Source organism: Brachybacterium sp. SYSU DS0246, from assembly GCF_059391765.1.
The window spans coordinates 37,769-52,990 of the sequence record NZ_JBZXYT010000026.1 but is presented as its reverse complement, the minus strand read 5'-3'; the positions used below and the strand labels follow the sequence as shown (position 1 = coordinate 52,990).

The following is a 15,222-nucleotide window of genomic DNA, read 5'->3' as shown; positions in this document are numbered from 1 at the left end:
CACCGGTGATAGACTGATGCGCGGAAAGGGGCCCACCACATGAATTTTGCCGTTGGCGAAACTGTCGTATACCCGCACCACGGTGCAGCGCTCATCGAAGAGGTCAAGACCCGCATCGTCAAGGGAGAGGATCGTACCTACCTCAAGCTGAAGGTCGCTCAGGGCGATCTGACCATCGAGGTCCCCGCCGACAACGTCGACCTGGTCGGCGTGCGCGACGTGGTGGACAAGCAGGGGCTCGATGAGGTGTTCGAGGTGCTGCGCCAGCCCTACACCGAAGAACCCACCAACTGGTCCCGTCGTTACAAGGCGAACGTCGAGAAGCTCGCCTCCGGTGACGTGAAGAAGGTGGCCGAGGTCGTGCGCGACCTGTGGCGCCGCGATCAGGACCGCGGGCTCTCCGCAGGAGAGAAGCGCATGCTCGCCAAGGCGCGCCAGATCCTCGTCTCCGAGCTGGCGCTCGCGGAGAAGACCGACGAGGCCAGTGCCGAGTCGATCCTCGACGAGGTCCTCGCCTCCTGAACCGGATCTTCTCGGTGCCGGATTCCCCGACGACGCCCCCGGTGCGGCCGATCGTCCTCGCCCGTACGCCACTGGCTCCCGGCGCCTCCCACGGGGCCGTGGCGCCCTGTCTGGAGATGCTCGGGGGCTCGCGGCTGATCGAACGCCTGCTCACCACACTCGAGGGTGCGGGCCTCTCCTCGCCCGTGGTCGTGGCCCCTCACGATTCGGTGCCCGCGCTGCGCCGCGTCCTCGGTGACCGGGCACAGGTGCTCGCGAGCGACGGTGACCGGCGCGCGAGCCTCTCCGTCGCCCTCGCGGCGACCACCGACGACCTGCTGCTGATCCACGATGCCGAGCGCGCCCTGACCCCGGCGACGGTCGTGACCGAGGTGCTCGCCGCGCTCGGGGCGGGCATCGACGCCGTGGTCCCCGTGGTCGCGATGACCGATTCCGTCAAGGGCGTCGACCACGACGGCCTGCACAACATCGACCGCTCGAGCGTGGCAGCGATGCAGAGCCCGCGCCTGCTGCGCCGGGCGACGCTCGAGCGCGCCCTGGCCAGGCCGGAGGCCCGCGTCGCGGGGGAGACGGAACGTCCGGGTCATTCCGACGGGGTCGGAGCCGGTGCCGCCTCCGCGGAGCCGTACGACGAGATTCTCGCGGCCCTGGCCGACGGGGCGGAGGTGCGCACCGTCCACGGTTCCCATGCCGGCTTCGCGGTCGTGGACCGGCTGAGTCTGTGGAGAGCGCAGATCGCCCTGGGGCTGGCGCGCGACACCTCGCAGCACCACGGTCTCGCTCGACGGTCCTGACGGGCTCGCACGGCCGCGCATCGGATCCCTTCGGCGGCGGCGAAGCGCCCGAGGGGAACCTGTGCCCCCGCGGTGCCCCCAGCGCCGTGGCCCAGCGCGGCGGCCGGCCTCAGCCGGGACCGGGCGTCATCAGCGTGGTCAGCCTCGTCGTCGGCTGCGCCAGACGGTGCGGAACTCCTCGACCATCCGCTTCGGCTTCGACAGCGTGCGATGGGGGAGGCTGGTGGCGAGCTCCCCGGGATCGTTGCGCAGGCGACGCACGAGGCGACCCGGCTTGCTGGAGATGCGCTGCCGGAGATCGGGAAGGTAGGCGTCGGAGACGTCCAGGCGCGTGAGCGCTCCGCAGCCGGTGCACTGGATCTCGGAGACGAAGCGCCCGGCATAGATGACGACGTGCTCCGCCTCCTGCTCGCAGGCGGTGCATCGCAGGAAGCTCTCCTGGACGGACATCAGCTCCTCCTCACCCGGTCCTCAAACCTAGCGCGGTCACCACGTCCTGCGCCAGGAGCAGATCCTGGCCGTAGGTGATCTTGAAGTTGGTCTCCTCCCCGCGGACCCAGGTCACGCGGGTATCCGTGTAGGCCTCGGCGCAGGAGGCGGTGTCGGTGCCGACGAAGCCGTCCCGGGCGGCGGCCTCGTAGGCGTCCAGGATCGTGGCGGCGTGGAAGCCCTGCGGGGTCTGGACCCGCACCAGGCTGTCCGGGCGGAACCCGTCCCCCGCGGCGAGGCGACCGGGCCGGCCCACGGGTGCGATGTCCACGGCGGGCATCCCGGGGACCGCTCCCCCGCTCTCCCGCGCGGCGTGCAGCACGGCGGCGGCGAGCCCGTGGGAGACCAGCGGCCGGGCCGCGTCGTGGATGAGGACGGTGTCGACCGCGCCGGTGTCGATGCGGTCGGCCAGATGACGCAGCGCCAGCAGCTCCGACTCCTGGCGGGTGTCGCCGCCGGTGATGATCTCGGGGGGCTCGTCGGTCTCGCGGCCGGCCACGAAGCGCGCGTGCTCGAGATCGTCGGGCCGGACCACGAACACCAGGATCCCGACGCCCTCGACCGTGGCCAGCGTGTTCAGCGCCCAGCTGGCGATGCTGCGCCCGGCCAGCGGCAGGAAGGCCTTGTTGATCCCGGCGCCGACCCGGCTGCCGGACCCGCCGGCCAGCACCACTGCCGCGGCGCGGCCGCGCCGGCGGGAACGGTGGCGACGGGACGAATTCACGCTGGCATCGTAGACGTCCGCGGGAGCGTTCGTGGACCGCTCAGCCTGCTCGTGACAGAATCGACCGGCGCCCGGGCACCGTCACGCCCGCGGACCGCAGTCGTCCGTGGCCGCCGGCCTCCCACTTCCGACCTGTCCAGGAGATCGAATGCTCACCATTGCCATCGTGTGCGGCGCGGGGATCGCCACCTCCGCGCTCGTCGCGGAGCAGGTGCGTGATCACATCGCCTCCCAGGGCCGCGACGCGCACGTCGTCCAGGCGACCGTGATGGACCTGCTCTCGGCGGATTTCCACGCCGATCTCGTCGTCAGCACCGTGGATCTGCCGGCCGCTCTCGGCGTCCCGACGGTGTCGGGGATGCCCCTGCTGCTGGGCACCAGCCCCCAGGTCACCTACGACGACATCGACCGTCTGCTGGCCCGGATCGACGCGCAGGGCGGGGAATGACGCCCGGCCTGCCGCGCGTGGGCATCGGCGTGGATGTGCACGCCTTCGCCCCGGAGGGTGCTCAGCGGGAGCTGTGGGTCGCGGGGCTGCACTGGGAGGGCGAGCGCGGGCTGTCCGGGCACTCCGATGCCGACGTGGCCTGCCATGCCGCCTGTGATGCGCTCTTCTCGGCAGCCGGGATCGGCGATCTGGGCGCGCACTTCGGCACCGACCGGCCCGAGTGGGCCGGGGCCTCGGGGGCGCGTCTGCTCGCCGAGGCGGCCCGGCGGGTCCGCGAGGCCGGATTCACCGTCTCCAACGTCTCGGTGCAGGTCATCGGCAATCGCCCGCACCTCTCGCGCCGACGCGACGAGGCCTGCGCCGCGATGAGCGAGGCCGCCGGGGCTCCGGTGTCCGTCTCAGGCACCACCACGGACGCTCTGGGCCTCACGGGGCGCGGCGAAGGGCTGGCGGCGATGGCGACCGCCCTGGTGGCCGCTCAGGAGGAGTCGTGACGGCGCCGTCCGGTGCGACGCTGCCGCTGACCGCCGAGGACGTCGAAGCCGCGGCCGTGCGCCTCGAGCCGGCCCTGCGGCGCACTCCCCTGCTGCGCAGCGAGCGGCTGAGCGATCTGGCCGGAGTGCCGGTGTGGCTCAAGCGCGAGGATCTCCAGTCGGTGCGCTCGTACAAGCTGCGCGGCGCCCATCTGTTCCTCGACTCCCTCGACCGGGCCGCCCGCGAGGCCGGCGTGGTGGCCGCGAGCGCGGGCAACCATGCCCAGGGCGTCGCCCACGCCTGCCGATCCCTGGGCATCCACGGCCGCATCTACGTCCCGGGCACCACACCCCGGCAGAAGCGCGAGAGGATCACCGCTATCGGCGGTGACCTCGTCGAGCTGGTGCTGATCGGCGACACCTTCGACGACGCGGCGGAGGCCGCGGCCGCGGACGCCGAGCGCACCGGCGCCACCCCCGTCCCGCCGTTCGATGACCCCCTGGTCATGGCGGGACAGGGCACGGTGGCGCTCGAGGCGGTCCAACAGCTGCGCAGCGAGCACGGCCGTGAGCCGGCCGCCATGGTGCTCCCCGTCGGCGGCGGCGGCCTGCTGGGCGGCTGTGCCGCCTGGCTGCGCGAGCGCGCCCCGTCAGTGCGGATGCTCGGCGTCGAACCCGCCGGGGCGGCGTCCATGGCCGCCGCGCTGGAGGCCGGTCACCCCGTGACCCTGCAGGACATGGATCGCTTCGTCGACGGGGCCTCGGTGCGCCGGGTCGGCGCGGACCCCCTGCGAATGGTGCAGGCCGCCGAGCCCGAGCTGACGACGGTCGACGAGGGCGCCGTCTGCACCGAGATGCTCGAGCTCTATCAGGTCGACGGCATCATCGCCGAGCCCGCCGGAGCGCTGGCCGCGACCGCCGTGTCCACCGGTGCGATCGGGGGAACCGGAGCGACCGCACGACAGGGCGGCACAGGTCAGGTGGACGGCGAGCCGGCCGACGCCGCGTCGGAGGGCACCGGCGACATCATCGTCATCCTCTCGGGCGGCAACAACGACGTCTCCCGGTACCACGAAGTCGTCGAGCGCTCCCTGGTCCACGAGGGCCTCAAGCACTACTTCCTGGTCACGTTCCCCCAGGAGCCGGGGGCGCTGCGCCGTTTCCTGGACCGGGTGCTCGGCCCCCACGACGACATCGTGCTGTTCGACTACATCAAGCGCAACAACCGCGAGGAGGGGCCGGCGCTGGTGGGGATCGAGATTGGCGAGCGCACGGACCTCGAACCGCTGATGTCTCGCATGGCGGCCTCGAACCTGCACATCGAACGGATCGACCCCAGCGAGCCGATCTACCGCTACCTCACCTGAGCACCCGTCCTGAGCACTCGTGCATGGCCGATCCGCCGACGGGGCGGTGGCTGCGGATGGGCTGCCGGCGTGGGCACCGTCAGGTCTCTGGACGAGCGGACTCAGGCTCCGAGGGGATGTGCGGTCAGGCCCCTGGGTACGCCTCGACGTCGGGCTCCACGGTCGCGGAGCGAGCCTCGACAGCCGAGCGGACGATGTCATCGAGCCCGTGCTCGGACTTCCACCCGAGGTGCTGGGCGATGCGGTCCCCGGAGCAGATCAGGCGGGCGGGGTCCCCGGGGCGGCGCTCACCGATCTCGGGCGTGATCTCGATACCCTTGGCGCGGGCGATGGCGTCGATGACCTCCAGCACGCTGGAGCCCTCGCCGGTGCCGACGTTGAACACCCGGTGGGGGCGATCCTCGCCGCGCAGGTAGTCCAGCGCAGCGATGTGGGCGTGGGCGAGGTCCAGGACGTGTACGTAGTCCCGGATGCAGGTGCCGTCGGGGGTGTCGTAGTCGTCGCCGAAGACCACGGGCGCCTTCCCCTGCTCGAGGCGGTCCAGGACGATCGGCACCAGGTTCATCACAGCGGTGTCGGCCAGCTCGGGCCAGCCGGCGCCGGCGACGTTGAAGTAGCGCAGCGCCACGGTGCGCATCCCGTGGGCGCGTTCGGCGTCGGCCAGCATCCATTCACCGACGTACTTGGTCGCGCCGTAGGGGTTGATGGGCCGGGGTTCGAGCTCCTCGGTCACGAGGTCCACGTCGGGCATCCCGTAGACCGCGGCGGAGGAGGAGAAGACGACGTCGCGCACCTCGGCGCTCGCGCAGGCGGCCAGCACGTTGGCGAGACCGCCGATGTTGTCGTGCCAGTACATCTCGGGCTTCTCGACGGATTCGCCGACCTGCTTGTGCGCGGCGAAGTGGATCACCGAGTCCGCGCCGGAGGCCCGCAGCTGGAAGGCGAGCTTCTCGCTGGCGTCGGGTGCGGTGATGTCGAGCTCGAGCAGCTCGGCACCCTCGGTGCGCTGCTCGATCCCGGTGGAGAGGTTGTCGACCACGACCACCGTCTCCCCTCGTTCGACGAGGAGTCGCACCACGTGCGATCCGATGTACCCGGCGCCACCGATCACGAGAGTCGTCATGGTCGAAGCCTAGCGCTCAGCTCCAGGACGCCGCGACAGGCCGGCCCTCCGCATAGCCTGCGGCGCTCTGCAGCCCGATCACGGCGCGCTCGCGGAACTCGGCCGTGGTGCGGGCCCCCGCGTAGGTGTAGGAGGAGCGCACGCCGGCGGTGATCTCGTCGATCAGGTCCTCCACTCCTCCCCTACCGTCGGCGAGGTACATGCGGGAGGTGGAGATGCCCTCCTCGAACAGGCCCTTGCGGGCGCGGGCGAAGGCGTCCTCGTGGGCCGTGCGATGGGAGACGGCTCGCTTGGAGGCCATGCCGAAGCTCTCCTTGAAACGGCGGCCGCTCTCGTCGGTGCGCATCTGGCCCGGGGACTCGAAGGTCCCGGCGAACCAGGAGCCGATCATCACGTTGGAGGCGCCCGCCGCCAGCGCGAGCGCCACGTCACGGGGGTGGCGGACCCCGCCGTCGGCCCACACGTGGCCGCCGAGCCGCTCGGCCTCGGCGGCGCACTCGAGGACTGCGGAGAACTGCGGGCGGCCGACGCCGGTCATCATGCGGGTGGTGCACATCGCGCCTGGACCGACACCGACCTTGACGATGTCCGCGCCGGCCTCGATCAGCTCGCGCGTGCCCTCGGCAGTGACCACGTTCCCGGCGACCAGGCGCACGGGCGTGCTCCCGCTGTCCCCGAGCACGCCGCGGGCGCTGCGCAGGGCCTCGAGCATGCGGTCCTGATGGCCGTGGGCCGTGTCCAGCACGATCACGTCGACGCCGGCATCGACCAGGTCGCGGACCCGCGTGGCGACGTCGGCGTTGATGCCGACGGCGACGGCGATGCGCAGCCGGCCCGCGTCGTCGGTGGCGGGGCGGTAGATCGTCGAGCGCAGCACGCTGGTGGCGGTCAGGACGCCCCGCAGCACACCGGCACCTCCGCCTTCGCTCCGGCCGGGTGCGTCGTCCACGACGATGGCGGCGTCGTGGTGGGTGGCGGCGATCCGTCCGTGCAGTGCGGCGGGTTCGACGGCGAGGTCCGCCGTCCCGAGGATGGGAACGTCCTCGCTGAGCACGTCGCCCACGGCGGCGAAGGAGTCGCGTCCGGCGATCTCCTCCGCGGAGACGGCGCCGAGGGGGCGGTGGTGCTCATCGACCACGACGACGATGGGGTGCGGGCGCTTGAGCAGCAGCTCCGCGGCCTGACCCAGGGTGCCGTCCGCCGTGAGCGTGAGTGGGTGGTCGACGAGCAGGTCTCGCTGCTTCACCGAGCGCACGATCGAGTCGATCCGCTCCGGCGAGAGATCCTGCGGGAGCACGGCGAGGCCGCCGCGCCGTGCCATGACCTCGGCCATCCGGCGGCCGGTCACGGCGGTCATGTTCGCGGCCACCAGCGGGATGGTGGTGCCGGTGCCGTCGTCGCTGCTGAGGTCGACGTCGGAACGGGAGGTGACCGCGGAACGAGCCGGCAGGAAGAAGCAGTCGTCGTAGGTCAGGTCCGTCGTCGGGGTGTGGATCAGGCGCATGGGACCAGGATACGGTTGCACCCCGGATGGATATTGCACATGACCTCCACGACGTTCTCACAGCGACATGCGAGAGGATCCGACGCCGTGAACCTAGGATGTAGTGCATGACGGACCCGCCCTCGGCCCCCCGGCGCCGGCGCCGTCGGTCCGGCAGACACCAAGATCCGGCCCGACGTGCCGACTCCCCGAGCCTGCCGCCGGACCAGGCGCAGAGGAATCGTGACGCCGCCTTCGGCGCCCGCAAACCCAAGCGCACGTGGATCGGCGGGACCCCGGCCTCCGGAGGCTCTGCAGAGCCCGCATCGGCGGCCGAGCCCCCCACGGCGCAGCTGCCGGCCACTGACCTCCCCGATTCCCCCGCGGGCGGTTCGGAGGAGACCGCAGCCTCTCAGTCCTCCGGCTCTCGGTCCTCCGGCGGAGAGCAGCCCTCCGCCGAGCCGCACTCGGGTGGCGCGCAGCCGCCGCCCGGCTCGCAGTCGCCGTCGTCGCCGGTCGGAAGGCAGCCGTCCGGCGAGCCGCAGTCGCCGACCGGATCCGCGCCGAGACGTGCCCGTGGTCGCCGTGCCGCCTTCCCGCTCCAGGGATCTGCCGCGGCCGGAGCCGCCGGAGCCGCTGGCGCGGCCGGCTCGGCTGACGCCGCCGGGCCCGCGTCCGCCGGCGAGCACGACGCCTGGTCCTCCGCTGGTTCCGCATCGTCGGCGTCGTCCACGTCGGAGCACGATGCCTGGTCCGCCGCCGAGGGCTCTCCGGAGCCCGACGCGTGGTCGAGCGAGCACGCTCCCCGATCCCCCGCCGAGCCTCTCGCGCCCGGCGCCGGCGCGTCGCCGCCCATCACCCCCGATAGCAGCGCCGGATCCGGCGCCCCGGGTGCCAGCGAAGGCCTCGGTGCCGAACGGCGAGATGCCGCGCGGGACTACTCGCAGGCGCGGACGTTCCCCTCAGGATCGCGCCCGGCGGACGAGGCCCCTACGGCGGAGGACTCGTCCAGCGGGCAGTCCGCGCGCCAGAACCGGCGCGGCGAACCCGACTCGAGCGGGCGCGGCCCGACCGTCGTCCCGGGACGCACGACGCCCGTCTCGGCGCAGTCCGCACCGTCCGTCCCCTCTGCACCGGTTGCCCCGGAGGGGCAGCAGGCGGCTGCGGCCGCGGGACCGACGTCCGCCGTCGACGGTCCTGCGTCCCCCGGTGGTCCCGCCTCGTCCGCCGGCCCCGGTGCCCCCTCATCCGGCGGCGACTCCGACGATCCTGCGTCCTCCGCGGTCCCCTCCGAGGGCGCCGCGGATGCCGACGGTCGGCGCCCCCTGCGCACCCGACGCGACGCGGACGGCGAGGGCGCCCCGGACGCCGACTCCGGGTCGCTGCCGAAGGTGGCGTTCTGGACCGTCCTGACCTCCATCCTTCCCGGGGCGGGCCTGCTGACCACGCGGATGCGCCGGCTGGGCTGGGTGCTCCTGGCGCTGCTCGCTCTCGCGCTCGTATCCGTCGTGGCGTTCATGCAGGTGGGCGATCCGCTGCGCAACGCCATGATGCTGATCACCAACCGCGGCCTGCTGATCGGGGCCATGGTCACGGTCGTGGTCGTCGGGCTCGTCTGGGGCCTGCAGATCGTGCTGGCGAACCTCGCCCACTCCACCGAGCAGCGTCTGGCCGGGGCCAAGCACTTCGTCGCCCTCGGTCTCGCCGCACTGATGGTGGTGGCCGTCGCCGTCCCGTTCGGTCGGGGCGTCCAGTCGCTGTGGGCGTACCAGGGGCTGCTCGGGTCCGACACGGTGTTCGGGGGGCGCAACGGGGACAATCCGCTGGCCGACGGCAAGGATCCCTGGGCGGGCAAGGAACGGGTCAACATCCTCCTGCTCGGGCAGGATGCCGGTGCGGATCGCACCGGGACCCGTCCGGACACGCTCATGGTCGCCTCGATCGACACCAAGACGGGGCAGACGGCCCTGTTCTCCATCCCCCGCAACCTCGAGAGCGTCGAGTTCCCCGAGGGCACGGCGGCGGCCGAGGTGTTCCCCGACGGCTTCGACTACTTCGGGCCGCAGCAGAACCTCATCAACGCCGTGTGGACCTGGGCGGAGGACCGTCCGGATCTCTTCCCGGACGACCCGAACCCGGGGCTGACGGCGACCACGTGGGCGGTCGAGGAGACCCTCGGCCTGGAGACCGACTACTACGCGATGGTGAACCTCCAGGGCTTCGAGGACCTCGTCAACGCCCTGGGCGGCGTGGAGATGGTCGTCGAGCGCCGCATCCCCATCGGCGGCGGCGCCGGCCCCATCTCCGGATACATCGAGCCCGGCGAGCAGGAGCTCGACGGCTACCACGCGCTGTGGTACGCACGCTCCCGCGAGGGGTCGAACGACTTCAACCGCATGTGCCGCCAGCAGCGCATCGTGCGCGCGGTCACCGAGGAGGCCGACCCCGCGACGGTCGCCATGTCCATCCCGAAGCTGGTCAACGCGACCGAGGAGAACATCCAGACGGACATCCCCGTCTCGAACCTGGACGCCTTCATCGATCTCGCCCTGCGGGTCAAGGAGGGCGGGTTCACCTCCTACCCGATCACACAGGACGTCACACCGTCCTACGACGCCGACTGGGACTACCTCGAGGACTGGGTCGACGCCTCGATCGAGGACTCCATGAAGCAGGATCCGCCGGAATCCGTGATCGGCGAGACCGAGCCCGGCTCGGACGAGCCCGCCGAGACCGGTGCCCCGCCCGAGGGCGAGGCCGGCACCGACGAGGGCGACTCGCCCGCCGAGGAGACTCCCTCGCAGGAGGAGACCACCGAGGCCGAACCGACCGACGAGTCCTCCACGCCGAGCGAGGGCTCCGGGGACTCGTCGCAGAAGGCGCCCGAGATCGAACAGGATCCGCTGAAGTCCTGCCTCCCCGGCGCCGAACAGGGCTGAGCACTTCTCGCCGGCTCCCGGCGGCGGGCCGGCGACCGGGCCGGGGCCCGCCGCCGGGTCAGTCCACCAGCTGCAGCAGCGCGTTCTCGACCAGCTCCGGCATCGCCGGATGGATCCAGTACTGCGTGGTGGCGATGTCCCGGGCGGTCTGGCCGGTGCTCATGGCCTGGATCAGCAGCTGGATCAGCGTGGTGGCCTCGGGGCCGATGATGTGGGCGCCGAGGATCTCGGTGGTCTCGGCGTCGGCGATGATCTTGGCGAAACCGGTGGTGTCCTCCATGGCCCAGCCGTAGGCGATCGAGGCGTACTCCTGGACGGCGACCTTCACGTCCCGCCCGTCGGCCCGCGCCGCGGCCTCGTCCATCCCGACCCACGCGATCTGCGGATGGGTGAACACCCCGCTGGGCACCGGCATGGTGTCCGAGCGGCGCAGCTGTTCGGGGTGGGCGAGGTTGTGCCGGACGATGCGCTGCTCGTGGTTGGCGACGTGCTTGAGCTGGTGGGGGCTGGAGAGGTCTCCCAGCGCCCACATCCCCTCGAGCACCTCGCCGCCGCCGAGGACGCGCTGATGCGCGTCGACCAGCACGCGACCGTCGGCGGTGGTGTCGATGCCGGCGGCGGCGACGTCCAGCAGATCGGAGTTCGGGCGGCGCCCGGTGGCGACCAGCAGCTCCTCGGCGCGGACCACGATCTCCTCTCCGTCGCGCTGGCCGCGCAGCTGCACCCCCTCGTCGGTGCGATGGACCGACGTGGTCGACAGTCGCGTGTGCAGCGTCAGTCGACCGCCGAGGATCTGGGTGATCCGCGCCGAGACGTCGGCGTCGGCCGCCCGCAGCACCTGCTCGGAGCGGGCGATGAGGGTGACCTCGACGCCGAGGGAGGCGAACACGTGCGCCATCTCCACGGCGATCACGCCGGAGCCGAGGATCGCGAGGGAGGCGGGCAGCTCCTCGATGCGCATGATGGTGTCCGACGTGTGGGGCTCAGCGTCCTCGAGGCCGTCGATCGGGGGCAGGATCGGGCGCGACCCGGCGCCGAGGATGATGTCGTCCGCGGTGATGGTGCGGGTGCCGCCGTCGCGGTCGAGGACGGAGAGGGTCTTGGGACCGGTGAAGGTGGCGGTGCCGCGGATCAATGTGAGGTTGGAGTTGTCCTCGTGATCACGGCGGTACGCCTCCCCGCCCGCGGTGATCGGGTCGATGCGCCCGAAGATGCGGTCGCGGATGGCGCGCCAGTCCACGTGGCGCAGCTGCTCGGTCAGGCCGAAGCGGCCGGATTCGGCGGGCACGTGGGCGAGGTTCGCGGTGTGGACGAACATCTTGGTGGGGATGCAGCCCACGTTCAGGCAGGTTCCGCCGAACACGTGGTCCGGGCCCACTCCGCGGTCGATCTGCACGATGCGACGATCGGCGAACTCGGGGCCGGGGAACGAATTGGCCGAGCCCGACCCGATCAGGGCGATGTCGTAATGGGTGGGCTCATCGTGCGTCTGCTCATCGGTCACCGTCTCAGGCTAGTCGCCTCCGGGCGGACGTAGGCGGCCAGTGCGGCGGACGCCTCGAGCAGGGCGAGGCCTCGCGCCGTGACCTGCCGGCGGGAGGCCTCCAGGGCGGTGCGAACCGATGAGGTCTCCCCCATGCTGCGCACCTGGTCGAGGACGAGGGCGATGTCCTCCAGCCGGTGGCCCGCGCGGCGCAGCAGGTGGACGAGCTCGGCGTCGCGCACCTGCGCCGGCGGATACAGCCGCTGGCCGCTGGCCCGCTCGCGAGGCGGGGCGATCAGTCCCTGGTCCTCCCACGCCCGCAGGGTGGCCGGAGAGATCTCGAGCCGGGCCGCGAGCTCACCGATGCGCAGATCGCGCCCCGGGGCGTCCCGGAGCCGGGCGACGCCTCCCGCCCGGGTGTCGCCGGTGCCGGTGCCGCGCGTCCCCGCGCCGCGCGCCGACGTCGACCCGGCGGCTTCCGCGGTGTCGCCCTCGCCGGTGAGAGCGCCGGCCGCCTGTGCGACCGTGTCGAGGGTGGAGCGGTCCCGCAGCAGCTGGGCATGCGCGCCGTCGAGCAGCGCCAGTGCCCGCTCGACGTCGTCGGCGTGCAGTGCCGTCATGATCTCCAGCGCCGGCCGGTGGCCGCTCGCCTGCACGAGGGTGAGGAACGCCCGCAGCGCCGCCGCATGCCGGGCGGTGTAGACCCGGTGGCCGGAGGCGGTGCGCTCCGCGGGCGGCAGGGCGCCGGCCTGCTCGTAGTTGCGCACCGCTTGCGACGACAGCCCGTGCTCACGGGCCAGGTCGATGGGCCGCATCTCGACCTCCTTTGAGGATTTTCGTGCCCGTGGCTGCGCCACCGGCTACCAGGTCTCAACCGGCTCTTCAAGGATAGGCTGGAGGACCGCAGGACCCGGACCGGCCGCACGATCTCGACGCCCTGGAGGAACCGATGACCGCCCCCTCGCCGCACCAGCCGCCTGCCGATGCCCACGATGCGATCCGGGTGCGCGGTGCCCGGGAGAACAACCTCCGCGACGTCTCGCTCGACATCCCCAAGCGCCGGCTGACCGTCTTCTCCGGGGTCTCCGGCTCCGGGAAGAGCTCGCTGGTCTTCGGCACGATCGCCGCGGAGTCGCAGCGGATGATCAACGAGACCTACAGCTCCTTCGTGCAGGGCTTCATGCCCTCCCTCGCCCGTCCGGATGTCGACGAGCTCCAGAACCTCACCACGGCGATCATCGTGGATCAAGAGCGGATGGGCGCCAACGTGCGCTCCACCGTCGGCACCGTCACCGATGCGGGCGCCTACCTGCGCACCTTGTTCTCCAAGCTCGCCGAGCCGCATGTCGGGGGACCGGGCGCCTACTCCTTCAACGTGCCGAGCGTCAGCGGCGCCGGCGCGGTCACCGTCGACAAGGGCGAGAAGACGATCGCCCAGAAGGCGAGCTACTCCAGGGTGGGCGGGATGTGCCCGCGCTGCGAGGGCATGGGACAGATCTCCGACGTCGACCTCGCCGAGCTGTACGACGAGAACAAGTCACTGGACGAGGGACCCTTCACGATCCCCAACTATTCCGCGGGCGGCTGGTACGTGAAGATCTTCGCCTCCTCCGGTTTCTATCCGTCGGATCAGCCGATCAAGTCCTTCACCAAGCGCCAAATGCACGACTTCCTGTACAAGGAGCCGACGAAGATCTCGATCGACGGGATGAACATGACCTACGAGGGTCTGATCCCGAAGATCCAGAAATCCATGCTGAACAAGGATCGCGAGTCCATGCAGCCCCATGTGCGCGCGTTCGTGGACCGTGCCGTGAAGTTCATCGTCTGCCCGGACTGCGAGGGCACGCGTCTGGCGGAGCACGCGCGCACCTCCACCATCGACGGAGTCTCCATCGCCGACGCGAGCGCCCTGCAGATCACCGATCTGGCGGGCTGGGTCGAGTCCTTGCGCGAGCGGCACAGCGGGCCGACGGTCGCGCCGCTGCTGAGCAATCTCTCGGCCCTGCTGGAGTCGTTCGTCATGATCGGGCTGGGGTACCTGTCCCTGGACCGCCCCTCCGGCACGCTCTCGGGCGGCGAGTCCCAGCGCACCAAGATGATCCGCCACCTCGGCTCGGCGCTGACCGACGTCACCTACGTGTTCGATGAGCCCACCATCGGTCTGCATCCCCACGACATCGCCACCATGAACCAGCTGCTGCTCGCGCTGCGCGACAAGGGCAACACCGTGCTGGTCGTCGAGCACAAGCCGGAGACCATCGCGATCGCCGACCACGTCGTCGACCTCGGCCCCCGCGCCGGCGCCGAGGGCGGCCGGCTTCAGTACGAAGGGGACGTGGAGGGCCTGCGCGCCTCCGCCACCCTGACCGGCCGCCACCTCGACCGGCGCGTCGCTCTGAAAGAGCAGGTGCGCGAGCGGAGCGGGGCGATCGAGATCCGCGGCGCGAGCCACCACAACCTCCGCGACGTCGACGTCGACATCCCGCTGGGGGTGCTCAGCGTCATCACCGGGGTCGCCGGGTCGGGCAAGAGCTCACTGGTCCACGGCAGCCTGCCGCGCGGGGCCGACGTCACCGTCGTCGACCAATCCGCCATCCGCGGCTCCCGCCGCTCCAACCCGGCGACCTACACCGGGCTGCTCGAGCCCATCCGGAAGGCCTTCGCCAAAGCAAATGGCGTGAAGCCCGCCCTGTTCTCCAACAACTCGGAGGGGGCCTGCCCGGTCTGCAAGGGCGCGGGCGTGATCTTCACCGAGCTCGGCTTCATGGAGACGGTCACGACCCCGTGCGAGGAGTGCGAGGGCAGGCGGTTCCAGGCGGCCGTGCTCGAGTACACGCTCGGCGGGACGAACATCGCCGACGTGCTGCTGATGTCGGTGGACGAGGCCCGGGAGTTCTTCTCCGCCCCGGAGTCGAAGGTGCCGACCGCGGCGAAGCTGCTGGGGCACATGAGCGATGTCGGGCTCGGGTATCTCACGATCGGGCAGCCGCTGACGACGCTCTCCGGAGGCGAGCGCCAGCGGCTCAAGCTCGCCACCCACATGGGCGACAAGGGTGGTGTCTTCGTCCTCGACGAACCGACCACGGGGCTGCATCTGGCCGACGTGGGCAATCTGCTGGCCCTGCTGGACAGGCTGGTCGAGACCGGGAAGACCGTCATCGTGATCGAGCACCATCAGGCCGTGATGGCGCACGCGGACTGGATCATCGACCTGGGACCGGGAGCCGGCGTCGAAGGCGGCGAGGTCGTCTTCGAGGGCACTCCGGCGCAGCTGGTCGCGGATGCCTCGACGCTGACCGGCCAGCATCTGCGGGAATACATCTCCTCGGCCGGAAAGCACGCGACCGCCGCCGTGGAGGGGGCTGAGGCCTGAG

At 71.6% G+C, this 15,222-nt stretch carries 13 protein-coding genes; 7 read left to right on the top strand and 6 right to left on the bottom strand.

The features are described from left to right. The first annotated feature begins 39 nt into the window (after positions 1–39). Both AC5020_RS13075 and AC5020_RS13070 read left to right on the top strand, forming a co-directional pair. Positions 40–522 (top strand): CarD family transcriptional regulator, encoded by a 483-nt coding sequence (locus AC5020_RS13075; protein WP_377020271.1) that lies wholly within the window; start codon positions 40–42, stop codon positions 520–522. A 14-nt stretch (positions 523–536) separates the two neighbouring features. Further along, a complete protein-coding gene (locus AC5020_RS13070; RefSeq protein WP_464988614.1) occupies positions 537–1,316 on the top strand; it encodes an IspD/TarI family cytidylyltransferase in 780 nt (259 codons plus the stop codon). 138 nt (positions 1,317–1,454) lie between these two features. On the opposite strand, the gene AC5020_RS13065 is transcribed toward AC5020_RS13070, so the two are convergent. Next, the gene (locus AC5020_RS13065; RefSeq protein ID WP_377020269.1) at positions 1,455–1,766 is read right to left on the bottom strand and encodes a hypothetical protein; all 312 of its coding nucleotides are present in this window, start codon (positions 1,764–1,766) and stop codon (positions 1,455–1,457) included. Between the two features lie 10 nt (positions 1,767–1,776). Next, positions 1,777–2,529, bottom strand: coding sequence for an IspD/TarI family cytidylyltransferase (locus AC5020_RS13060; RefSeq protein ID WP_377020268.1), 753 nt, complete (start codon positions 2,527–2,529; stop codon positions 1,777–1,779). Positions 2,530–2,677: 148 nt separating this feature from the next. Between AC5020_RS13060 and AC5020_RS13055 the strand changes: the two genes are divergently transcribed. From AC5020_RS13055 to ilvA, 3 genes are read left to right on the top strand one after another with little or no spacing between them, the layout of a single operon-like run. Next, the gene (locus tag AC5020_RS13055) at positions 2,678–2,977 is read left to right on the top strand and encodes a PTS sugar transporter subunit IIB (protein WP_377020267.1); all 300 of its coding nucleotides are present in this window, start codon (positions 2,678–2,680) and stop codon (positions 2,975–2,977) included. Then, the gene (gene ispF / locus AC5020_RS13050; protein ID WP_377020266.1) at positions 2,974–3,471 is read left to right on the top strand and encodes a 2-C-methyl-D-erythritol 2,4-cyclodiphosphate synthase; all 498 of its coding nucleotides are present in this window, start codon (positions 2,974–2,976) and stop codon (positions 3,469–3,471) included. Before AC5020_RS13055 ends, ispF begins: the two co-directional genes overlap by 4 nt. Next, positions 3,468–4,817 carry a threonine ammonia-lyase IlvA gene (ilvA, locus tag AC5020_RS13045; protein WP_464988613.1) on the top strand — a complete coding sequence of 450 codons (1,350 nt, stop codon included), beginning with the start codon at positions 3,468–3,470 and terminating at the stop codon, positions 4,815–4,817. Before ispF ends, ilvA begins: the two co-directional genes overlap by 4 nt. Before the next feature lie 124 nt (positions 4,818–4,941). Here the strand turns inward: ilvA and galE are convergent, their stop codons facing one another. Both galE and AC5020_RS13035 read right to left on the bottom strand, forming a co-directional pair. After that, the gene (gene galE / locus AC5020_RS13040) at positions 4,942–5,940 is read right to left on the bottom strand and encodes a UDP-glucose 4-epimerase GalE (RefSeq protein WP_377794207.1); all 999 of its coding nucleotides are present in this window, start codon (positions 5,938–5,940) and stop codon (positions 4,942–4,944) included. A gap of 16 nt (positions 5,941–5,956) precedes the next feature. Continuing rightward, the gene (locus AC5020_RS13035; protein ID WP_377794208.1) at positions 5,957–7,444 is read right to left on the bottom strand and encodes a GuaB1 family IMP dehydrogenase-related protein; all 1,488 of its coding nucleotides are present in this window, start codon (positions 7,442–7,444) and stop codon (positions 5,957–5,959) included. 1,370 nt (positions 7,445–8,814) lie between these two features. On the opposite strand from AC5020_RS13035, the gene AC5020_RS13030 reads away from it, so the two are divergent. Beyond that, a complete protein-coding gene (locus AC5020_RS13030; protein ID WP_464988612.1) occupies positions 8,815–10,362 on the top strand; it encodes an LCP family protein in 1,548 nt (515 codons plus the stop codon). Positions 10,363–10,420: 58 nt separating this feature from the next. On the opposite strand, the gene AC5020_RS13025 is transcribed toward AC5020_RS13030, so the two are convergent. Continuing rightward, positions 10,421–11,866, bottom strand: a complete 1,446-nt coding sequence (locus AC5020_RS13025) for a mycothione reductase (RefSeq protein WP_464988611.1) — start codon at positions 11,864–11,866, stop codon at positions 10,421–10,423. Next, positions 11,863–12,660 (bottom strand): MerR family transcriptional regulator, encoded by a 798-nt coding sequence (locus AC5020_RS13020; protein WP_464988610.1) that lies wholly within the window; start codon positions 12,658–12,660, stop codon positions 11,863–11,865. Before AC5020_RS13020 ends, AC5020_RS13025 begins: the two co-directional genes overlap by 4 nt. Positions 12,661–12,794: 134 nt before the next feature. On the opposite strand from AC5020_RS13020, the gene AC5020_RS13015 reads away from it, so the two are divergent. Continuing rightward, entirely contained in the window at positions 12,795–15,221 is a 2,427-nt protein-coding gene (locus tag AC5020_RS13015) for an ATP-binding cassette domain-containing protein (RefSeq protein ID WP_464988609.1), read from the top strand. Position 15,222 lies beyond the last annotated feature (1 nt).